The sequence below is a fragment of the Comamonas testosteroni TK102 genome, from assembly GCF_000739375.1.
In the GTDB taxonomy this organism is placed as follows: domain Bacteria; phylum Pseudomonadota; class Gammaproteobacteria; order Burkholderiales; family Burkholderiaceae_C; genus Comamonas; species Comamonas brasiliensis.
The window spans coordinates 1754154-1777079 of sequence record NZ_CP006704.1; the positions used below are offsets into that span (position 1 = coordinate 1754154).

General features: G+C 53.0%; 14 protein-coding genes and 3 pseudogenes. 5 read left to right on the forward strand and 12 right to left on the reverse strand.

Features of this window, described 5'->3' with window-relative positions; all coding sequences use genetic code 11:
- Window positions 1–85: 85 nt before the first annotated feature.
- Window positions 86–684: pseudogene (locus tag O987_RS07895) on the reverse strand (transposase).
- A gap of 243 nt (window positions 685–927) precedes the next feature.
- On the opposite strand from O987_RS07895, the gene O987_RS28665 reads away from it, so the two are divergent.
- The 3 genes and pseudogenes from O987_RS28665 to O987_RS27855 all read left to right on the forward strand — a co-directional run bounded on the left by O987_RS28665 (window position 928) and on the right by O987_RS27855 (window position 3165).
- The gene (locus tag O987_RS28665) at window positions 928–1242 is read left to right on the forward strand and encodes a hypothetical protein (RefSeq protein WP_144244905.1); all 315 of its coding nucleotides are present in this window, start codon (window positions 928–930) and stop codon (window positions 1240–1242) included.
- A gap of 365 nt (window positions 1243–1607) precedes the next feature.
- Window positions 1608–2521, forward strand: a pseudogene (locus tag O987_RS07900) (IS5 family transposase); the annotation flags it as partial.
- Between the two features lie 344 nt (window positions 2522–2865).
- Window positions 2866–3165 carry an H-NS histone family protein gene (locus O987_RS27855; RefSeq protein WP_080731478.1) on the forward strand — a complete coding sequence of 100 codons (300 nt, stop codon included), beginning with the start codon at window positions 2866–2868 and terminating at the stop codon, window positions 3163–3165.
- 228 nt (window positions 3166–3393) lie between these two features.
- Here the strand turns inward: O987_RS27855 and O987_RS07905 are convergent.
- Window positions 3394–4929, reverse strand: a pseudogene (locus O987_RS07905) (IS3 family transposase).
- Window positions 4930–4955: 26 nt separating this feature from the next.
- On the opposite strand from O987_RS07905, the gene O987_RS29830 reads away from it, so the two are divergent.
- Complete coding sequence (locus tag O987_RS29830; protein ID WP_367114386.1) at window positions 4956–5207, forward strand: DUF2262 domain-containing protein; 252 nt, start codon at window positions 4956–4958, stop codon at window positions 5205–5207.
- 448 nt (window positions 5208–5655) lie between these two features.
- On the opposite strand, the gene O987_RS07910 is transcribed toward O987_RS29830, so the two are convergent.
- The 10 genes from O987_RS07910 to O987_RS07950 all read right to left on the reverse strand — a co-directional run bounded on the left by O987_RS07910 (window position 5656) and on the right by O987_RS07950 (window position 21948).
- Window positions 5656–7386 (reverse strand): UvrD-helicase domain-containing protein, encoded by a 1731-nt coding sequence (locus O987_RS07910; RefSeq protein WP_043371504.1) that lies wholly within the window; start codon window positions 7384–7386, stop codon window positions 5656–5658.
- Entirely contained in the window at window positions 7383–9221 is a 1839-nt protein-coding gene (locus O987_RS07915) for an ATP-dependent nuclease (RefSeq protein ID WP_043371506.1), read from the reverse strand. Before O987_RS07915 ends, O987_RS07910 begins: the two co-directional genes overlap by 4 nt.
- Before the next feature lie 318 nt (window positions 9222–9539).
- Window positions 9540–9908, reverse strand: coding sequence for a hypothetical protein (locus tag O987_RS07920; protein WP_043371508.1), 369 nt, complete (start codon window positions 9906–9908; stop codon window positions 9540–9542).
- Window positions 9908–11404, reverse strand: a complete 1497-nt coding sequence (locus O987_RS07925) for a hypothetical protein (RefSeq protein ID WP_144244906.1) — start codon at window positions 11402–11404, stop codon at window positions 9908–9910. The genes O987_RS07920 and O987_RS07925 overlap by 1 nt, the downstream gene beginning before the upstream one ends.
- A gap of 469 nt (window positions 11405–11873) precedes the next feature.
- A complete protein-coding gene (locus O987_RS27565; protein WP_144244907.1) occupies window positions 11874–13145 on the reverse strand; it encodes a hypothetical protein in 1272 nt (423 codons plus the stop codon).
- A gap of 517 nt (window positions 13146–13662) precedes the next feature.
- Entirely contained in the window at window positions 13663–15114 is a 1452-nt protein-coding gene (locus O987_RS07935; protein WP_043371513.1) for a site-specific integrase, read from the reverse strand.
- 1292 nt (window positions 15115–16406) lie between these two features.
- Complete coding sequence (locus O987_RS28670; protein WP_144244908.1) at window positions 16407–16619, reverse strand: hypothetical protein; 213 nt, start codon at window positions 16617–16619, stop codon at window positions 16407–16409.
- A gap of 16 nt (window positions 16620–16635) precedes the next feature.
- Window positions 16636–17583 carry an IS481 family transposase gene (locus O987_RS07940; protein ID WP_043371516.1) on the reverse strand — a complete coding sequence of 316 codons (948 nt, stop codon included), beginning with the start codon at window positions 17581–17583 and terminating at the stop codon, window positions 16636–16638.
- Window positions 17584–17737: 154 nt separating this feature from the next.
- Entirely contained in the window at window positions 17738–19615 is a 1878-nt protein-coding gene (locus tag O987_RS07945; protein WP_043088344.1) for a UvrD-helicase domain-containing protein, read from the reverse strand.
- Window positions 19612–21948 (reverse strand): ATP-dependent nuclease, encoded by a 2337-nt coding sequence (locus O987_RS07950; RefSeq protein WP_033835895.1) that lies wholly within the window; start codon window positions 21946–21948, stop codon window positions 19612–19614. Before O987_RS07950 ends, O987_RS07945 begins: the two co-directional genes overlap by 4 nt.
- Before the next feature lie 274 nt (window positions 21949–22222).
- Between O987_RS07950 and O987_RS07955 the strand changes: the two genes are divergently transcribed.
- Window positions 22223–22924, forward strand: coding sequence for an HNH endonuclease (locus O987_RS07955; protein WP_223822192.1), 702 nt, complete (start codon window positions 22223–22225; stop codon window positions 22922–22924).
- The last annotated feature ends 2 nt before the right edge of the window (window positions 22925–22926 follow it).

Here is a 22926-nt window from a genome sequence, read left to right on the forward strand (position 1 = left end):
TCTTAATATCATAATTAATGATATTGTAGTTTGGCGCTGTTGCATAAAACCTGTTTGAAACGAGCTACCCAACACCCTAGCGTGGCTATTGCACGGCTGCCGTTTGAGGACGCCCCAGTTCAGTGAAGCGATTCAATATGGTTGCTCGGATATGCAGCTCATTCACTTGGCGTTCAAAGGTTCGGGACATCACACGCTCGCCCAGGCGCTTGATGCAATTCATCTTGGTTTCCACCGAGCTTCGCCGGTGATAGCCACTCCAGCGCTTCCAGATGCTTAGCCCCAACCGCTTGCATGCGGCAATCGCTGCATTGCGATGTTCAGAGACGCTACTTTTGCGGATGCGTGCATTCTTTCGAGGTGGAATGACTGGAGTCGCTCCGCACCTCGTCACTGCTTCATGGACTGGCTGTGTCTCGTAAGCTCCATCGTCTGTCAGGCTGTCAAGCACTTCATCTTTCGGTAACTGCCGCATGGTCAGGCCAAACATATTCTTGAGCGGCAAGTAAAACTGGATGGCAGCATCCGAGAATTTCGGGCTACGCCCACGTTTGCCGCTGGCCGCGGCAAACCATTGCATGCACTTGTCGAACCAGATGGTCAACGAGCCTCGTGACTTCAAAGCTGCGTTGTAGCTGAGCCAGTTGGTGGTGTGCGGTAGCGGGGCTTACTGGGCTGGCTCATGACTTGAGCCTAGCGTTTACGACTCGCCGATTTCTGCAACAACGCCAGATCAATTTGCTTCTGTTATCAAGAATATTTTTTAAAAGATAGCTTCTATAGAATTATTGATAATATAAATTCTCTATTTGCTGCATAAATTCTCCAGGATGGCAGCTTTCATTTTGCATTTTTTAATGATTTGGCTTGGTTTTTGTGTATCTATTGTATTATATTCGGCTAGTCTAAACTTGGAGAGAAAGATAGATGGCAGATCAAAACAAGATAGATTGTGAGATAAATTTTAGAGGACCAGGTCTTCGCATTGTTATAGTTGGTAGAGGTGAAACTCGCGGTAGAAGGCCTCATCTTCTTCGTTTGCGCGAGAGCGTCTATCAAGAGTTGAAGCAGTACGCTGATGGTCAGACTTATCTATTGGTTGAGTTAGCCTTACGCAAGATGATTGATGAGCTAAAGCGAAGGCCTATATCTGAAGTCGAAATAATCCAAGCACATGATTTTGATGCTACGCCTGAAGACATTCGGTTGCTTGCATTAAATAAAGGATCTGCTGATAATTAGCTAATTAAAGAATTTTTAAATTATTTTATTTCTCCAATATTTATTATTGGAGATTTATTTTAATTTAAATGCAAAATATATTAAAATTCTGTAAACTATTAGTATATGTTATATTTAATTGTAAAATTATTATATTTTATGGTGCAATAAATATATATTAAAATTCTAACGTTTGTGTTTAATATAAATATTCTTTTAAATGCTAATTTAATCTAAAATATTTATAATTGATTTTATAGGATTAGAGTATTTATTTTTAATAAAATAGAAATTAAATATTTCATTTTAAATAATCATTAAAAATTTTTACGGTGTGAATGATGTTGTTGCATAAATCGCTATGCCGCAGGCCGTAGGCTTGCGTCATGAGCCAGTTCAGCAAACCTCGCTACTGCACCACCAACTGGCCCAGCTACAACGCAGCCTTGAAGTCACGAGGCTCGTTGACCATCTGGCTCGACAAGCGCATGCAATGGTTTGCCGCGGCCAGCGGCAAACGCGGGCGAAGCCCGAAGTTCTCGGATGCAGCCATTAAGTTTTGCCTGACCATGAAGAATCTGTTCGGCTTGGCACTGCGCCAAGCCATGGGCATGGTGGAGTCCCTTTTGCATTTGTCAGGGCTGCATTGGCCCACGCCGGAATTCAGCACAGTTTGCCGCCGCCAGCGTAGCTTGCAGGTCCAAGTTCCATATCACTGCAACCAAGCAGGGCTGCATTTGCTCGTGGACTCGACGGGTATCAAGTTCTTGGGTGAAGGCGAGTGGAAATGCAAAAAAGCACGACGCTGAAGGCCGTCGTCAATGGCGCAAGCTGCACATCTGCATTGATGCGCAGACATTGCAAATACGGGCAATTTGCGTAACGAGCAATGAAGTAAGTGATGTTGTTGTCGTCGCGGAGCTACTGGAGCAAGTCCCTCTCAACGAAGCCGTGCTCAGTTTGACCGGTGATGTGGCCTATGACACACAGCCCGTGTATGAGGCGGTGATGCAGCGGGGCGCAGTCCCCATCACTCCTCCGAGAAAGAACGCCCGGATACGCAAAGGCGATGCCTTCGGGTATCGCAATGCGGCGCTCGCCGCATGCAGACGTTTGGGCGAAGGATATGGGAAGTGTGGAGTGGCTATCACCGGCGAAGCCTGTTGGAGAGCAAGATGAACTGCATCAAACGTCTGGGCGAGAGGGTCATATCCAGAACCTTTGAGCGCCAGGTCAATGAGTTGCATATCCGTGCTGCCATCTCAATCAATTCACAGAGCTGGGCCGCACTCAGACAGTCCACAGAGCTGGGCCGCACTCAGACAGTCGCCGTTGCATAGCTGCGTGTGGGTCAGGGGCAACTCAGCTTCAATCAGATTTATTCAACAGCGCCCTTGGTTAATACACATTTAATATCAAATAATTAATGCTTATATGATAAAAAAATCTGACTCAATAACAGTATCTTCTTTGATTCGAAAAATAATATTTATTTGGTATTCAGATCAACAGATTTGTATTAATAAATCTCTAAATACAATTGGTCACATTTTATGTGGTCCTCAGTCGTCGACATAGTTAACATATCTATTTTATGAGTGAATTATATTATTAAAACCTAATAATTTAGATGGTATCATATTTATGAATAATCCGACATACAAAGAGTTGTTAGTACAACGCGAGGCGCTTGAAAAGCATATTGAATCTGTCCGCAAAGCAGAAATCGCAGATGCTCTTCATAAAATTAAGAGCTTAATTGATGCGCTTAATTTGACGAGACAAGACATTCTTCCCCTTATAAGGAAAAAGCGTGAAATACGCGTTTCATACCCTAAATATAGGAATCCATTGACGGGTCAAACGTGGAATGGTCGAGGAAAGCCCCCAAACTGGATTAGGGATTCTGAACGTTCCAAATTTGAGATATTATCGTCCAAATAATAATCTGATGTTGTGCAGTTAGATAAAAATTTGCAGGCTAAATTATACCTAACCATAGTCTAAGCAATAAATATCTTTAAAATAGATTGATCTAATTTGCTACGGCACTGCTGTATAAATCAGCCTTAGGCTAGCCTTGACTACCCATAGGCAGGTAGATATACCCGGTCTGTTAATTTCCACGCAAAACTGACCCGCCGGAGGTGCGGATAAAAACTTGGACTGGTTTTATGCGGCTAGGCCAAGTTTTTTCCGGTATTCCACAGGACTTAAACGTCCCAGAGATACCTTGATACGTTTTTCGTTGTACCAACGAATGTAAGTATCGACAGCTTCAATGAACTGCTCAATCGTTGTTTATTGCCAGTTGTTGGGATAGAACAGCTCCATCTTTAGCCTTCCAAAGAAGCCTTCGCACGCAGCGTTGTCTGGTGAGCACCCTTTGCGAGACATCGAGCGAACCAACTTTGCATCATGGACCCTCGAGAGCCAGCCAGGCCATCGGTAGTGAGCTCCACGATCAGAATGAATCACAGGGCGGCTCTCGCTGCCTTGAACAGCATCAATGGCTGTATCCAGCATTCTGTTGACGAGATTTGCGTTGGGATGAGTCCCAATCTACCAGCTCACCACCAGCCCGTCAAAGCAATCAATGACTGGCGACAGGTAAACCTTGCCAGCAGGAATCTGGAATTCAGTAATGTCGGTGAGCTACTTCTCATTGGACGCAGCAGCATGGAAGTCTTGATTGATAAGGTTTTGCGGGGCTGCACCTATCTCTCCAAGGTATGAGTTATATCTGCGGCGTTAGGGCTTGGCCACGATCAACCCTTCCTGCTTCATCAACCGACGAACCACCTTCTCTGAGATGCCCTTGCACTCCTTGAGCAGGGATGCCTGCACCCTGCGATATCCATAGCAGCGGTAGTTGTTGTCGAAGATCTCTGTGATGCTTCGGCGTACATCCAAGTATTTGTCAGCCAGCTTCAGCCGGGCACGATGGTAAAAATACGAGCTTCTAGCAAGGCCAACAAGAGAAAGCAGTTCTGGCAATTCATACTGCCCGTGCAACGCGTTAACCAGCACAGCCTTATCTTTGTTTGCCAGCGTTTGCAGATCAATGTCAGCCCCATTTTTTAAGATTTCATGGGCCTGCTTGAGAAGCTCACGTTCTATCTTCAGCCGTCGAACATCCTGGCGCAATGATTCAACTTGGCGCCTGAGCGCTGCTTCATCCAACACTGGCGATCGCTTTGGGCTGTGTTTCATCGAGGCAGGGGCACAAGGGCCAAGCAACTGATTTTTCCAGTTGTACAAGGTCCCCCTACACACCCCTAACTTGTCCGCAATCTCCTGTGCAGTTGATTGACGGGTACACAGTTGTACCACGCCCTCACACATCAAAGCATCAGGCTTTGTAGCCGGCCAAGACCTGCCTACTATCTTGCTGGTCTCGGGGCAGTCTTGCCGAACCCACGCAGTCAACGTTCCTCGACCTGGATAACCCAAAGCCCTCATCGTTGCAGCAATACAGCGATCATGGGCGAGGTAATGAGCAATAGCCACCTGCCTTTGTTGCAGCGAATATTTTGGTGCTCTTGGAGCTTGGTTTGCTGGCAAATCCTGATGCTTCAGGTAGTGCTGATACTAGCCTTTCAATGCGTTCTTGGTTGGGTACCCCAACTGGCGAATCGTGGCTCTGACACGCAAGCCAAGCTTGATGTAAAGCTCAACTGCACGAATCCTGTCTGCGTATGAGTACATGAACTACCTCCTGGTAGTCCAAGTTTTTGTCCGCATCCCCACCGGGGGCTAGTGGGTCACTTCTGGGTGGAAATCAACACACGGAGCGGTTTGAGAACCCGCTGCTATCGAAAGAAGGTTTCATCGCTTCGCTCACACTGTCAGCGGTCGAGGTCGCTGGCAGCACACTTATCACCTTGTGGTTTGAATGCGGTGAGATGTTCTGGGGACATAGTTTCAGCGTTACCTCGTTCGATGGAGTCAGGTTCAACGATGTTCGAGTCGAACTGCAAGGGTGACGAAGACAGCAGCACACGGTAGCCGCATGGATGTATGGGAGGGCGATAGCTTCGAACTAGCTAAAGCACGAATTGCAGCAGCGCAAGCTTCTGTGCCCCACTGAGAGAGGCCAAGACCAATGGCCGCTTTTGGAGCTATGCGTACAGCCGCTATGGGTCGACGGCACCTATTCGCGAGCCGATAAAGCGGACTTCCAGCACCTCGAAGGCAGCCTGTTAGCAAGGGGCTGCTTCTCACCTGAAAACAGTCATTGGAGAAGCGACTGTCTTGGCGCCCTGAATGACTGCTACGAAGCGGTGACCGGTAGTTCGACCAGCGGTCATGAGCAGCAGCAACCGCTGCACAGCAGACATCTGAAGCCGCAGTATGGATGGCAGCAATGGGTCGATCTGCGACTGGCCTAACGGCTAGACAAAATCGGCAGTCCGCGGACACCACCCGCCACCTTTAGTCAACCTCCTGAAACCCCTTCGCCTCAAACAAGGGCCGCAGATCGTTCAGCGCGTTGCTCGGTACCGCTACCCATAGGAGGTCTCTGGCACGAGTGGATGCGACGTATCCAATGCGACCGACTTCCGTGCCTACGCCAGCAAGTAGTTCCTGGGCGTGGTCCTTGAGAGTCATGTAGAGGACAGCGTCTAGGCTTTCTCCTTTGGCCTGGTGCACAGTGTCAATGCGTAGTGGCGCCGCCTTTTCATCGGCTAAATCCTTGGTGCCCAACAGAGCAGCGTTTGGCAGGCCGGTCTTTTTCAACTTGAGGCCGATGTTGGCGGCGGGCGTCAACCCAAACTCGGTCTGAAGCTTGTTGAGCAATATCCTGACGTTGGCCACGAGCTGGGAGTGCCATTGTGTGTCTGCGGTCAGAAAGGCAGATGGCAACCCCGCTTTTGCATCGCGCGTGAAGATCCAGATCTCGCGCCGCAACGCGCGCGCTCTAGGGAACTGGGCTGGTGAGGCGCCCGCCTGAGTAATGCAGCTAACAAGGCCATGTGGCGGCTTATCCAGCAGTGCAGCGACCCCAATCGCCACACGCTGGAAGGCATTTTGGAAATCATTTTTCTGATCACGTAGTACGGCGGCAGTCGCAAAAACCTTCACCGACCCTTGACCAGCAGGGGCAGCATCACCGCGGATTGCTTCGGTCAAACCGCGACCGCGGCAGAGTACGGCTGATCGCTTTAAATCGGCCCCCGCAACCGCTAGCGCACCCTGGAAAGCAGTGATCAACTTGACGTGCTGGTCACGCTTATACCCAGTGAAGTAGGCGCCGTGCGGTGTAGCAGGTGCACCTCGCTCAGCTACATCATCGCGCCCACACAACCCATTGGCGAGGCTGACAATCCGAGGCACCGATCGAAAATTGCGTTTCAAGGAATACTGCAGTACGCCCGGGCGTTCGTGGTATTCACTCAGAAATTTTCCGTCTGCACCTGCAAAATCGTAGATACCTTGATTAGGGTCGCCGATGAGAGTCACGCACGCACCTGCGTCGATCAGTAACAGTAGGATCGCTTGGTGCACCGAACCGATGTCCTGAGCCTCATCAATCAAAATGTGTGGGTAGCGGCGAACCACTACCTTCAGAAGCTCCGGGCGCTCCTTCAATGCTCGGTACACCCAATAGCGCCCGAGATCGTGGGTGTATGCACCAGTCTTGCCAAGGCGGCCGATGAGATCGCGGGCTGCAGCGTTGGCCACCAACTCAAGCTCATCATTGCGTCTGTAATAGAAGCACTCCTGGCCTTTGACGAATGCGACGTGCAACTCCGTGATGCGCATCGGAAACGACGGTGTCTTGAATGTAAAGCCGCTAAGGAACGTCTCGCTGCCGGTCACGAGATAGGCGGCCTGAGATGCCCCCATTGTGCGATGTCCGTGAGGGCGGAGAATGTTGCTGGTAATGAATCCGTCCAGCGTGTCGATCTCAACCCGGTCACGGCCAACGCCAGTCGGGAGGTCGCGAGCTAGCACATCGTAGGCCTTACGGAATGTGTCAACGGCCACGTTGGAGAACGAAAGCAGCGCGACGCGCCCGCGCGTGTTTCCAAGGTTCCGGCGCATCTGGACGAGGCGCTGCACTGCCGTCTTGGTTTTTCCGCTACCTGCGCATGCAATCACGCACAGAGGCTCCATAGGGGCATCGACGACTGCCTGCTGCTCTGGTGTCAGCGCGCTCATGGCTTGCCAGCTGCTTGGCAGGCATGCTTGATTGCATCCTGGATGTAGGTCGGCACGGTGAAGGGCAACTTTGGGTCTGCAATAACCTGTGCCAGCGCTTGAGCGAAGCTGCCCTTTTGCACGTTGTTTTTTGGTCGTTCGAACATGCCGCAAAACAATGTCTTAGCCTTGGCCGCGTCGTCCGCCGCCGCGTTGACGGCTGCGGTTAAGGTGGCCGCAATCTTTGGATGCATCTCCTTCAGCGCTGCCAGCATCGGCTCTCTGTTGGCAGACTCGAGGGCCAAGTCATATTCAAAGGTCTTGAGACCGTGGAACACTTTCACATATGAATCCTCACAGGCTTTCATCTTGGCTGTGTTGGCAGATACGGTGATCACTTCGCCTGCTGCCGGGTAAACGGGCTCGGGATCCTCGTCCTCATCCTCTGGCGGACTTCCGGCGTCGACAGCGGACGCATCCATCGGTGCTGCAACAGCTTCCGGACCGGCAGCATCTTCCGACTTCTTCGCCGGCTTTGGTTCAACGGGATCGGCATCTGTCAAGATAGCAACTGGAATCTTCAATGCCTTGTCACCAAACAGCGGAAGGAACGAATCGAAGTTCAACCCTTCTACGCTGATCAAGCTCACGCCATGCTGGCGCAGATCGCATCCGATACGTTTGGCCAGCGCGTCGACCATCATCAGCTCGGCTGCACCTTCGACAAAGATGACTCGACGCGCAAAAAACAACTCGGCGCGTGTGACGTCCAGATAACGTTCAAGCTTCTCGCGTTTGCCCTTCTTGAACTCGACGTCGCGGGGGAAGAAAGTTACGACGGACCTGCCCGTGTCAACCAAGCACACCAGACTGTTCAGGTCGGCAATGCTGGCGAAGTTCGGTGAATGGCTCGTCACGAATAGCTGGACAGGCTTTTCGCCTTCGACGGCCTTGATGGATTCGAGGTGTTGCAGTAGCACCGCCTGCAACTGCGGGTGCAGATGAGCCTCCGGCTCCTCAACAATCAGCCCGCGATAGCACGAGTCAGGATTCTTCGTAAGCTCGCTCAGCACCACTGCCATAAAGATCAGGTTGTTGAAGCCCAGGCCGTTTTGCTCAATCTCGAAGGCATCAACAAGCAAGGACAGCCTGGACTTCAGACTTTTGAAGTCGCTCGCGCTCAGACCTACATCTAGCAACTGCATCAACTGTGGCCCCAGCATCGATTGGTAGCGGGTGTTGATCGCCTCGTACGTGCTCACGATAGGCAAATGTTTCTTGAGCTCGCTGTCCAGTTCCTGAAGCGCCTTGTTGATGCCCTCGATGCCGGCCTCGGTCGCAAGAAGCTGCAGCAGCCTCGCCAACTGGCTGGACCGTCCCGGTTTCAACCCTTGTGACGCATCGCGAAGTGGGGGCGGGTATACGCCGCGCAAGTTCTCCATCATGTCTGCCGTGAGACTGACGTCTTCGTGCTCGCCGCACCAGCGCTTCGCTCGGAGCCTACCGGCTTTGTCCGGCTCGGAATAGCGAATAGTAATGTGCGCTTCCAGCTTGCCCTTGTTGTCGGGCACCAGGGCCGCGAGGAAGTCTGCCTCGTCGTCAAGATCCAAACCGCTGAAGACGTACTCAAAGACGATGTCGCCAGCGGGTACTCCGCCAGGCGGTCGGTGAATATCTTCCTCACTGACGCGGGGATATGGCTCGTCGTGGCCTGCCAATAGAGCCCTCAGCGCGTCCACGACCGCCGTCTTGCCGACGTTGTTCCCTCCAACTAGGACGTTCAGCCCAGGTTGGAATATAAGCTCCGCATGAGCGAGCTTGCGGAAGTTCTTGACGACCAGTTTGGCCAGGTGCATTTTCTGTCCCCCTTGGCTAACCAGTTTATCTTCTTATATGGAGCACTGCTGGTGGCTATTTCAGGCGAGTGCTCCATTTTTTGCTGTCGCCAATGCCCGCGCCTAAAGGCCCATGAATGCAGTGTGGTCCATGCCCCGAGCTATTTTCTTAGCTATGCCAACAGCAACCGCTGCTCATAAATCGTGACATGACAAGTGGCACTGATCAGTAAGAAGCACGACCCAACAATGAAATAACCATAATAAGGCTACAAAGCTATCTTGTCATCAAGTAACCGTGTTCTAATCTAAGAGGCGAATGGAATGACTGGCACGATATCAAGAGGTCTTAATCGGAACAACGAACAACTTACCTTGCTTGAGTTGAAGGTTTTCCTCCCTAAGCTTAAAAACCTCATCGAGTAAACATATCTCACGTTCTAGAGAGTTGTCCAATAGGATCCTCAGTGATTTCAATTGATCCTGCAAATGCTTAATTGGGTCGAGTGGTAACTTTTCCTGCTTCTGTTCTTGGGCGGCTTGTTCAATCGCTGAGATAAGGTCTGCATGGCCAAGCCTAGACTTCTTGATGCTACCTCTACCTGAGCCTGCTTCTAAGGCTACAGTATCGTTGTTTATCGGTGTACCTCGAGCCCTGAGTCGATCTAAGGCTTCGAAGTACTTACGCACTTGACTATTCGCCGCCATCACTCTACTCCTTTTGTAAGACGTTCTCGTGCGGTCAGCAAAATTTCTAAATGACGAGCTTCAAGCCGATGCTCAACACTGCCATGCTCATTTCGCTCTAAGGATGCTACAGCACTTTCTTGGAATTGGATGATGTGGTCTAGTCGCTTGCTTGAGACTACCTGATTTATGCAATTTTTCTCCAGGCACTGATACGGAATTGGTTCCATTGGTTCGATCTTGCAAGGCTCTGTTGATACACATCCGCCCAGAGGAGTTTCACGGTAAGCGATTTTGTTTTCTTGGAACAGGCGAAAGGTATCTTCCTGACTGCGTGACTCGATCACATTGGCCATATGCTGAGAACCCCTGCCGAGCAGATTGTCGTCATTGAATAGCACAGAGAGCGCGTAGGCATAGTAGCTACTCTCGGATTTGGCAGCGTTCCACTCATGAGAGAAATGATTTTTGTCAAATACGAGATTCACGGCCCTGGAAAATCCATCTGAATAATAAAGCGCCATTTCCTCGGTTATATGCTTCAACTGCGCCTTAAGCGCTGGCAGACTGACCATTCCCGAACGGTGTGCATACACCGCGAGGCTTCGCCGTAGTTGGTGGAACGTTAATGGCCAGCGCAAATCGACTTCAATGTCATCACGTTCCCATGAATTTTCCATTTCTAAGCTGTCCAGTTCATCAATATCAGATTGAGTAATAATAGGGCAAATAATTTCTCTGAGGCTGTTGCGATGATTTGTGACGCTCTTACTTTCTCTGCACATATAAGGGTTTTCGGTTGACGGGAATAATAATGCCTGCTGGCCTACCTCTGGTGGAATTTTGTGTTCCTGAAGTATTTTTCTCGCAATCCGCTGCGCCAGCTTTACTGCACGCGCACCTTGATGGCTCGTTATCCAAGATGCAGATTGCTTCACCCCTTCGTTGAATTTATGGGTATATCCTTGTAGCTCATAGTGTACGGAGCCATATTGTTGAAATTCGGCCAAAACTTTATCAAGAGGTAGTATGGATGCCTCTCCAATACGCATGCCGCTGAATGCGATCACAATCGTCATTAACGTAACCTGATGTAGCCCAATGCGCGTGGTAATGAACTGTTGGATTGGTACTTCACCCATTGGGTCGTATCCCAAAAAATTTAGTTGATTAATAATGGAAGACAGTTCGTTTCTTTTATGAGCTTTGGGCTGCTGTGCTGATGATGTCTCGGAAATACTTCGAGAGGCCTGTTTGCATTTGGTGTAGGCATTCAAAAGCAGTTCAAGCTCCCCCTCTATAATTTCCATTCGATTAATAAGGCAAGCTAGTATCTCGCAATACACACGAGAGGGAATAAGCGGGGTTTGCCTGTATTGGGGGCGAGTCTTTGACTCTTTACTTAACACTCTCCTAAGAGTCTGAAGTTGAATTTTTTTTATAATTCCGAGATTTTCTTGCTGACGCCACAGTGTGTTAATTAGCGATGTGGTTGAGTAAAGGTAGGTCTGATTCATACCCTTTAACTCTTGAGTCATCCATTCGGGATGTGTCAGAATAGTGAAAAGATCTACTCCATAATTCTCGGCCTTGCGAGACCATGCTCGAAGCGCGAGGTTCGCAAACCGCAGCGTTCTGGGAGCCCGGATATCTCCTGCGTCCATGTGTAGCCACATTAGGGCTTTATGCTGTTCGTAAATGAGTGTACTTAGGGGCGAAAGTGCCGGGGCATCGGATAAGGGGAAATGCAGCGTAAACGCAGATGTGCCGTCGGTACTCATACTTCTTAAATCCCAGGAGCGATCACCATAGCGAGAGACTACTTCCTTGGCTGCGTTGTAAGCCACAGGGGTGTCAATGGGGAAGTAGGGGCGGTTTGGGGTTGTAGTTGATTCTGCAGAGCTTAGGTTATCTGTATGTGCCGAGTTAATGGGTGATATGCGTTTCATGGGCAACCTTCAGTCTGTGGGTATTAGGCGTTTCAATCTAGGCAGCTGGGAGCATGCTTAGCAGATATAACTGCTGAATCTTGCGAGACCAGTAATCGGTCAGTTGACCGTTTTCCTCGACGTCTACGCGCACGGTTTCGTGCATTGAAGGGTTACGGCGCTTAAGTTCTCCGAGCAGGGCATCAATGCGGTCACAAATCGCTGTATAGACCCTATACGCTTGCAATGAATCACTGTTTAAGGGGACGATTTTCTGAAGCACCCAGCGGCACGACATCAGCTTGCGGAGGTCTAACTCGTCGGCATGTATCCGGTAGTTGTCGCAGAAGAAACATCCTTCGACCTTGTTGCAGTTGGGCTCCAGAATAGCCGACGCCTTGACTGATGAGGGTTTGCCATGCTCCGCGCAACTCCCAACGGGAATAACTTGTAAAGAAACCCCTTTAATAGCCCTTTGATTCGGCTTCAGGACGGTCTCTTGCAGTGATTCGAGAAATGAGCTTAGTTCACGTCGATGTATATCATCGCTTGCTTTGCTGTAGGCTTTCACCGCGGTCTTGACACTGTGGCCCATTAGTTTGGCTGCTACCGGCAAAGGAGCTCGTCTGACCAAATCCTGCTGCTTGAATACTCGCAGTTCCTGGAAAGTCACATCTCCTAGGTTGACGCCAATTGCTTTGACTCTTTTTCTAAGCGTCTGTAAAAAATCCCTGCGAAGTGGACTAATGCTTGTGGGCTCATGGTAGGCTTTCGGGTAAGAGCAGCGAATAAACATTGGCGCAATGTCGCTGCCTAGCGCGTCAACCAGTGATTGACGAATGTGCAGGTAGGTCGCTAGCCGTGTCATTGTTGTTGCTGATAGGTGCACCTCGATCAGCTTGTTGCCAGCACGAAACTTCACCGCTTTTTGAGTCAGGGAGATTCGATCTGGTTGAGCTAATTGCTCATCTAGATCGTCGGGTTCCTCGAATTGTTGCAACACAGCTAAGTTCGCTCCCGAATCCGCAAATACAAGGCCTGCAAAGGCCACGCAAGCTAGTTCCATGAGCCGAAGCGGTGAATAGGTGGGCCGCAACGCTATAACCTTGGAGTCATCCGTGGCTGATATTCTCAGTTGTCGCCCGAATACTGGTACTCCGGGTGTGTATTTTTCGCGTAAGGTGAGTGTCGCGGCAGAGTCGAAGATGGCTTGTAGGGTAGATGCGAATGTGTGAACCTTCTGGCTACTGGGCGCTTTGGTGCCTACCCCTAAACGACTCGAGAGCGGCTCTATTTCATCTTTGTAGACACGATCATGTATCTCTGACATGCATGCTATTGCGTCTTGGTCTAAGCCGGATGCTCTCGAAGGTGAAATTTCATGGTTTTGCAGCCGGCTGCGTAAATATGTGTGATATCCCTTCAGCGCTTGTAATGCAACGTCGGGGTCACTCAGTAGGGTTTCAAATCGACCAGCATTATTTGGTGTGTCTGCCCAATTGAGCAGACAGCCAAAGTTCCGGAGTTGCCTTTCTGATGTTCGTGGTCTGGAATTCTTGAATCGGTTCCAATTAGAAAGCCGATCTAAGGCGATGGGTAGGTATTCGACTCGAGCGAGAGATAGCGAAGATGGGTCGAAGGAGGAACGATGCGACGAGACAATATTGCGTTTGAGGTAGCACCATAAATTTGAATAAACCAGTGAGCCATCGCCACAACTTAGTGCGACTTTCATGGGTGAATAGGTTTCATATGGCGTATCAAACGGAAAGCTGAGGACAGGCAGAGTGTCGAGATACGTTCTTGTGCAGTTTTGCCAATCTGAGGCGGGTAGAGCCGCAGACATTTTATTTTTCCGTATTTATGAGTTTGGATAAATATTCGCTCCAGCCTATTTTTGCCTGCTCCAGTTGCTTCTGCTGTTCACGATATTTCAAATATTTTTCTGTTGTTAAAGTGCTCCGGTGCCACATGAGTTTGCTCAATTGGCTTAGTATCCAATCGTATCGACTGTCTATTCCATTATTCCCGGCCTGTTGCATTTGATAGTCAACCCAGTTCATCCCGAACGTGGCTCGTAAGTCATGAAAACGATAAGTGAAACCTGGAATAGATTCTTGTATTAGAGGAGTAACTGCGACTTGGATGAACTTTCTCAAAGGCCTCCCGCTGAGTGCCGAGCGGCGCAGCGGTGTACTTGAATCGCGTATCGCGTTTAAGTCCTCCCTGGACTCATAGTAAGGCTGCCCATGTTGAGTCAAGAATAAATAGTTCATTGGATCCTCTCCCTGCTGAGTTTTCGCTCGCCTGCGCCTTGCTCGTTCTGAAACGGCATATGCATGCAGTTGCTCGTAGAGCTCACGGGGCATCGAAAGGTAGACCTTTCCAATATCTCCTTTGGTGTTAATTCGAGTGCCCGGGCCACAAAGAATCTTGTGCGGCCACTGCCGCACTTGGTCTGTCGGACGCAGCACCTCTCCTAAGCGCAGTGTGAGTACTGTCATTTCTCGTGCACCTGTGAGCAAAGCTATGTAGTGCATCAATGAGTACTCTGTATTACCTAATTTCTTTAAAGCGTTTACCAATTCCTTCTGCTCATTTACTGTCAACGGACGCAATTTCGCTCCATCGTTAATGGTCCCGCTTGATGCGTCTTCGTACGTTTTAGACTTTATAGAAATGTCGGTAGTTCTGACATTGGTGACCTGTCTACGTCCTATAGAGTCGTTGTAAGCAATGCTAATTTTTTTCTCAATCCATGTTGGATTTGCAGGGGAAAAGCGCATGTGCTTATTTCTGTCTAGAAAGTTGTAGAAACCGATAACCGTAGACATGCGCCGCGCAGCCGTTGACCTCTTTAGGCTACCTTTAGTGACCTGACCTTGAAGATGTGTGTGATATAGGTAAGTAGGTCGAAGATATTTGATGACTTCAGAAAAATCATCCCATTCGATCTTAAAGTCATCGAGGAAGTTTTTATATGCGGCTAGATCCTGGGCGATCGGCCTCAAAGAGCTGATCGTGTGAGGATTGGCTTGCGCTCTCTCAAGCAACCACATGCAAGCGGGTTGCCATGGAGCACCTTCCCGATCGAGGATGAGTGGAAATAAACGGAACTCGCTCCAGCGCTGAGCCTTGGCGTTAGCGCTGATTGGCTTTCGCCAATACTTGATGTTTTGGTCGCCATGGAGGTAGTCCACCGGCAAGGTCCCCATGTCGGGCGTTCTCTGCACTGTAGTCAGTCGAAATAAAGGAAGTGTGTGAACAACGCTTAGCTTTTCAGGTTCGACATCGTGCACCGCGAGTCTCCTTGATCGAGTTGGTAGCGTGATGGGGACAGTTCCGAAGTGAAGTCAATCGTAGGTTCTATCTGGTACTTTTTGCAAAAATTCCTGCAGTTAGTACTCCCAATGTAAAGTAGCCGACGCGTGAGGGTGGATCACCTTTTGAGATGGTTGTCTGGTAAGGAACGGATGCAAAAAGGAGTGACGACCTTTTTTTGCTGGGTTAGTGAGGGCATAATGCGTCCTTCGCGGCGGTTTCTGGCAGCGACAGCTTGGCTTAAAAGCTCGGCCTAGGATCTAGAAGCCGAATCGATACCTCTGTTTTTCAGAGCAGCGAGCATTCCGCCCGAGTGGTGAAATCGGTAGACACAAGGGACTTGAAAATTTGAGCCTTCGAGGGGAAACCTTCGAAGTGACGCCCGTCAAATTCGGCGAACGCCCTGGCTGCTTTTGTAGCCGAGCCAACGCCGAGCCAAGCCCAGGCGAAAGTTTGGGAAGGTGTAGAGAGCAGACGGCGGGCACCTAAAGCCGAAAGGCTATGGTGAAGGCGTGCTCCAGACCACGAACACCCTGCAGTTAGCAGAGTGGCGGCAAAAGTCGAAGTGGTAAGAAAATCCCTCGCCGAAAGGTGTGCCGGTTCGATTCCGGCCTCGGGCACCAGCCAAAGCCACCCTTGGTGATGCAGGGGTGGCTTTCATTTTTTGCGTTTTGATTGCGCAATCCGACTAGCGCTAAACAACCCTCGCTTAGTTTTTTGCTGTTGTGCTAAGCACCCGGTGGACTCATTGGGAACCAAGGAACAAGCGCTCAAGCAAGTGATTGAGGTGGCATCTCGGTGGCTGGACTTCCCTGCACGCATAGATGTCTACGGCGAATACGGGTGTCGCAGTAGTAGTCGAGTCCATTACGCAAAAAAGTACCGAATGTAGTAAAATTCAAGAAAAGTACCGAATAGCAGACTTAAAATCTGTTTTGTCAAGTCCTTTCTGCTTTCGCCACCAAGCCGGAAGGTCAATAGTGGCAAGGACTTGGGAGCATCCAAGGCGTAGCTTCGCGGCTCGGCTTGATGGTCAGGAGCCAACTAGGAGCCAGCAGGGAGAGGTGTAGGCTCCAGTGCATCATGTAATGCCCGAGTGGTGAAATCGGTAGACACAAGGGACTTGAACAATTTGAGCCCTCCGGGGGAAACCCCAGAGGTGAAGCCCGTCAAAGTCGGCGAACGCCCTGGATGCCCCGGCATCCGAGCCAACGCCGAGCCAAGCCCAGGCCCAATGCCTGGGAAGGTGTAGAGAGCAGACGGCGGGCACCTACGGCTGCAAGGCTATGGTGAAGGCGTGCTCCAGACCACGAACAGCGCACGCGCTGGCGGCGAAAGCCGAAGTGGTAAGAAAATCCCTCGCCGAAAGGCGTGCCGGTTCGATTCCGGCCTCGGGCACCAATTCAGGGGCCGCTTCTGTTGGCGCAGAAGCGGCCTTTTCATAGGGGGCAATGACACGGCTCATCCAAGCGCGTTCAGTCAAGGTTAACTCCGCTGCGCTAGATGTAGTTTCTCAACACGTTGTTCCCCTCGAAGCCAAGGCGAGTGATAGGAGGACGATGTGAAGTTGCCGAGTGTGGCCGATGGAAGTTGTAGTGGTACATCCACGGCTGCAGTTCCCGCGCTCGATGTTCCGAGGACGGGTAGACGAAGGCATAGGCCCACTCGCGCAGCAAGGTCTGGATGAAGCGTTCGGCTTTGCCATTGGTCCTTGGCGTGTAGGGGCGCGTGCGGATGTGCTTGATGCCCAGGCGACGCAGCAATTTGGTGAAGCGGCGTGACTTGTAGGCCGAGCCGTTGCCGGTCATCACTCGCTCAACGTTCACGCCCAGGCTCTTGTAGTAGCGCAGTGCGGCCAGCAGGAAGGCGCAGGCGCACTTGGCCGTCTCGTCGGCGAGCATCTGGCTGAAGCCCACGCGCGAATGATCGTCGATAGCCACATGCAGCGCTTGCCAGCCGGCACGCGGGGTGTTCTGTGTGCGATCGCCCGTGACACGGTGGCCAGGCTTGTCGAAGCGCCCAAGCTTCTTGGTGTCCAGGTGCAGCAATTCGCCCGCGCTTTGGCGTTCGTAACGGCGCACGGGCACCGTGTCTTGCAACGCGGGCAAGCGCGCCACCGCAGCGGCCTTGCAAGCACGTGCCACGACGCTTATGGACAGGCCCACCCGCTCGGCAATGCACGCGTAGGTCAGGCGCTGATTGCGGCGCAGCGCCACCGCCCGCTCGAGCTTGAGGGCATCGCTGCGTCGCGGACTGCGCTCGGGTCGGGAACTGCGATCAAGCAGGCCGGGCGCGCCCTGGCTGGCCCAGCGACGCTGCCACTTGCGTGCGGTGTGTGCGCTCAAGCCTGCGGCTGCAGCCGCAGGCTTGAGCCCGATGCGATCGATCTCGCGCACCAGATGCTCTCGACCTCTGGGCGTCATTGAGGCATTCTTGTGGATGTTCACACGGGGAGTCCTGAAGAAAGTTGGCCGGCTTGAGAACCTCCATCTTCCTTCACCTCGGGTGAACAACCTCTTGGGAAACTACAGCTAGATCGCGACAAGCCCAGGAGCAAGGTCCAGCGGCCTTCACCGATTGACTGCCCGATGTGTTGAAACCTCAGCCCAGATGCTCCGCACCTCGGATTACGGCCTCGGGGAATAGATTCTGCGCCACGATCGCGGTGCGAGCCGCTGCGACATCGGGCACAAAGGCCACGACTGCCAAGTCCTTCGTTGCACGCGAGCAGCACACATAGAAGAGGCGGCGGGTTCGATCGAGTACGGACTCTTCACCTGCCGCCAGGTTGGCTTCGTCCTTGTCCGAGAGGGGGACGTACCCGAGATACTTCCCGTAAGAATACTGCCGGAAGCCCGCTTCCTCATCGTCGATGACGACCAATACGCGCTCAAATTGGGCACCCTTCACCCCATGATGCGTCGCGAACGGTGACTCCTCTGTAAAGTAGCGCCGGTAGGCCCAGAGTTCGTCGACACCGCATGCCAGATAGGCTTGAACGTTCTCGAAGCCGCTGCTGCCGTCATCCACAGGCTCTGCAACCAGATGCATGGCGAAGCGATCATCGAGGCGCAGCAACTCGTTATCTCGCACATGCGTCAAGACGTCCCGGATAGTCGCCTGCGATCCTGCTGCCAACAGACCGACAAGCCCGTCGAGCGCTTGCTGTAGCGCTGTAAGAACGGGGGCCGTCGCTTGCCCTCGAAGCCGCGCTGGTTCAAGCCTCGGGCATTCGCTGCGCAAGGTCGATATCACTGTGAACCGATCACCCGCTTGCGCCGCGACAACGAGCGGAAGTATGTGCTGGACAAGTGGACGGAGCGGCCAGGCTGTGCCATCGCTCAGCCCTTCACTCAGACTCATGGGGGCTCGGTCATTGAGCGCAGCATACAGATTAGGGAACCCGAGCCGGTTGGCCGCCATGCGGTGCACCAGTACAAGCAGGCGGACATCGCCTTCCCGCACGTCGCTTAGCCACAGACCGTCGCCGGTTTCGGCGGCCAGCCACTGCCTAATGGCCGCGAGGCGCGCACTCCGCTCCGCGTCCGCCGGCAGGATGAACAGATTGGAGGTACCGGCAACCGGCTGCTCGATGCCATCAACGGTTATCGTCCGACCACGCACCTGCTCAAGACCGTCGCCAGGGGCGCGGATTGCATTGATGACCCCGAGCACCGATGTCGGGCACCGGAAGTTCTCGGGCTTTGTGATCTCCGCCCAGCCGTCGTTCAGCGGGACAGTGCCTGCTCCGCTCATATAGATCTTCTGCATCGGGTCTCCGAAGAACCCGACACACAGGCCAGGATGTTCGCCCGCAATGTGCCGTAACGCCTCGACGACCTCCGGATTGGTGTCTTGGCTCTCATCGACGAAGATGTAGGGAAAGCGCTTAGCGACGAGTTGTCTCAGCAGCGGATGCGCTGCGACGCAGGCTGGGGTGAGCTTGAGGATATCGTCATGGCCAAGGATGCCTTCAGCGTAGCTGCTGCCGGTGCCGTAGACGAACTTCTCTACTTCACTGATCGCAGCCAGATCGGCTTCGAGATCTGCGATCTCCTGTTCGAGGCGGGCCTTCGTTTTCGCCTGAGTCCGAGGCTTGTCGTAGTGTGCGCGTCGCTCCGCGATCTTCTCGTCGATGCGGATGGCTACCCAAGCCGCGATATCCGAATGGAACGGCCGGATGACTGACCACAGGAAACTGTGGATGGTCGAGATGTGGAATAGCGGCGAGGCCCCGACATCGGCCGAAATCTCACCGACGGCGACTTCGGTATATGTGATGCAGGCGATTTGTTGCCCGGCGCGGCGCAGGGCAGGACCGCGGGTCTCGGCTAGGTGCGCCATAGCCTTGATCAGCGAGGTCGTTTTCCCCGACCCCGCACCGGCGACCATGACAAACGAGCGTGGCGGCATCCGATCGAGACACGCTCGAACATCTAGATCGGCTTGTGTGTCAGGACTGCCGATCCGGCTTGTCATGCCGCTACCTCGTCGCCGGCGGCGACTGGTGCCCCCTGGGGCGCGTCCTCATGCGGCTGGCCCTCATGCGGCTGGTCCTCGTCCGGTTCCGGCGGCGCAATCTCGGTCTCAAGCCAGCTCAGGCCCTCGGCGATATAGGTTGGGACAGACCAACTGCTCGGATCTTCGGCTAACAAGGCGAGCGCGAAGTCGGTCTTGCTGAAGCTCTTAGCCTGCACGCGCTTGTGGATGCGTTCCGCAAGCGTGGTCAGGTTCTTCTCGTCGGCCTTGGCGATGCGGAGCTGAAGCGGCTTACGGTTCTTGTCCTGACACCATTCAAGATTTTCGAGTGCGAATGCTTCCTCCAGCGTGCGCCCGGCTAGCGCCAGGGTTTCTCCGCCCCAAGTGACATCGGTCCGGCACTGATAGGCAACGCGTACCAAAGCGTCATTGTCGTCCGTCCTCGCCTGGATCTTCTGCTCAGCCGTCGCCTCCCACAGGGCGGCGACCGTGTCGCATTTCGGTAGCCATTGGAGCAAAGTCTGATTGGACGTCGCCGCGCCCGGATGACCGGCTATGCACGCCTTCCCGGGCTTCTCCGCAGCCACAGGCAAATCGTCCTCGTCATCGTCAATGTCCTCAGCGTCAGCGCCGGCAGCCTGCGCGTTCTCGGCGGCTGGTTCCGCGGCTTCCGGTTGACCAGCGGGTGCCGCACCCTCGCCATCCTGCCCCAGTGGACCGAACACGCTGTCGAGATCGGTGATGATGAGCGTTGTCAGTCCGAGAAACTCGATCAGCGTTTTGAATCGGTAGCCGAACGCTCCGCCGATCTCTAGGACGGTGAGATAGGTCGATTGCAGCCGCGGCGCGGCATTGGCGATCATCTGCGGCAATAGCAGCCGTTCGACATTGCCTTCGACCAGCACGGCGCCATCGGCGAAGAACAGATCGCAGTGCGCGAGTTTCAAATAGCGCTCGAGGAAGCTTCGGATGTCCGGATCGGTGCTGTCGTAGAAAACCGAGAGGTTGAGCACATCGGAGGTCGACACATTCTGTGCACGGCTTCGACGAAAATAGCGGATCGGCCGGAAGCCTCGTTCGTAAAGGATATGAGTCGAATGGGTCGTGACGACGACCTGGCTCGTATAGTGCGTGCGGTCCTCGCCCTTGAGCGCTAGGATGTCCATCACCTTGCGTATGAAGGCCTGTTGAAGCTGGGCATGGAGGTGCGCTTCGGGCTCCTCGATGAAGATCAGGTGGACCGGCGGACGGTTTTCCTCGATCGCCAGCCATTGAGCGTGGAGGTCGAGCAGCTCAACGACCATGAAGATGAGGTTTTTGAAGCCAAGACCGTTATACCGATCGGGCAAGGTAGGCGGGTCGGGCTTCCCGTCATCGGCTCCCAACGCATAGTGAACGATCGCGCCATCTCGACCGCTCATGATCTGGGCAGGGTCGAGGGCCGAGCGGATCATCATGCGCGGGTTTGAGAGGCCCGGATAGCCGAGCTTCGACAAGCTCTTGAGCGTCGGTTCGAACACTCGTTCGAGATGCTCATTAAGCGAGACTTCGGATGCTGCGAGGGCGCGCAACGCTTCGATATCTTCGCCTTTCTGTTCGAGGTTGCGCCCGTAGAAGCGACTGAGTACACGGGAGAGATCCTCGGCGCGAGAGCCACCTGGGCCGTCCGAGAGATGGCGCTGTGCGTTCAAGAAGTCAATGTGGAGAAGGCCGTTCAAGATCTCACGGCCGCTCCGGTCGCGTCCGGTGAGAGTGGCTGGGTCATAGCCAGCCTCTGCGACCATCTTCGCATCGAACCGCGCGGGATCGAGTACGAAATAGCGCAGCTCATATTCGTCATGTAGCCTGTCGCGAAGGAACTCCCGCAGGTTACGTGGCGAGGGATCGAAGGCGGGTGCTCCGTCTTCACCCTTAGCGACCGCATCGAGCACGCGCTGGCGCACTTCGACATAGCGTGCATGCGTCGCCGCAGGATTGGTGGGCGCGTAGGCAACACGCATCCCCACCAGCTTGCCTTCCCAAGCAAGGCTGGGAAGAAGATCGATGACGCGGTGAACATCGTCCGGACCGATTTCGAACCAAACGTCGATTTCCATCGTGGGAAGGCTCGCCTCGCCATCGCCCTCACCAAACGCAACGATGTCGGCCCAAAGTTCGGCACTAAAGTCGTGAATGTTGAAGCGGCCACTGCCAGTGAATAACTGGAGTGCGTGCCCGACTGATGTCTTGCCGCTGTTGTTGGCACCGACAAAAATAGAGATGTCGGAAGCAAGATCAATTACAACGTTTCGCAGCCGCCTGAAATTCCGGACGGCCAACTTCTTCAAATGCATCCTAACCTCCCCCGGTTATCGGATCATCTGGCTGGTCAAAAGGCCAGCATTTTTATGCAGATTACTATAACTATAGCGTTTCCCTTAGGGCGACGAACTTGGCGGCCACTGGTTGCTGCCGATCCACAAGGACACTTTCGACTGGTGCTGCATCGGTGGAACGGCCTATCGAACGCGTCGCGGCGTTAGCCGCCCCGATTCGTAAGCTCCGCGATCCCCTTGCCCTTTGGAGGAGGAGATGCATTTCACTGCAATGAGTAGAAACTTGGAGCGCATGCGTGCCGCTCTTACCGAATGGATGATTAAAGAGGAAATCCTGGGGGATGCGTTCTTCGTCGATATCGAGGCTTGGAGAGCTCGAAACGAGCCCTATGGGAACGACTCGCTCTTAGTCTTGGTGTTCGACAGCAGCACGCTTCATACCATGTTGAACTACGGTGGCGACACGATGGAGTTCGACGATCTGGTTGAGTCGTTCGGATTCTGGTACGAGCTTGGTCACTCTTGGAACATGGGCTTCTACCCTATTGAGGGGTATGACTACTCACGGCTTTCAGGCACCTATGCATCCAAGCTGCAAGATGAAAGGTGGCGTAAGAAGGCAGCAACCGTGAAGAAGCGGGCAGGACATCAATGTCAGGACTGCGGAGCCACGAAGCCTTTGGATGCCCACCATTGCTACTACGCAAATATGCGAGAAGGCTTCGAGCCGTGGGAATACCCACTCAGTGCCCTGCGTGCTTTGTGTCGTGAGTGTCACATCCGGCGCGAGAGATCAGAGATCCGGCTACGTGCGTTTGCTGCGTCCCTGACGAGCGAAGAACTTGACGCGCTGCGCCCCGCCATCAGTCACGCCATCTATTGGCACCAAACCGCAGCGGTGTTCTCGTCCCTTTCCGCCCTGGGGCCAGAAGAACGACACCTACAGGCAGCGCTGGAGATTCTCAGAAACGGCCGAAACGATCCCGACCGCTGAAG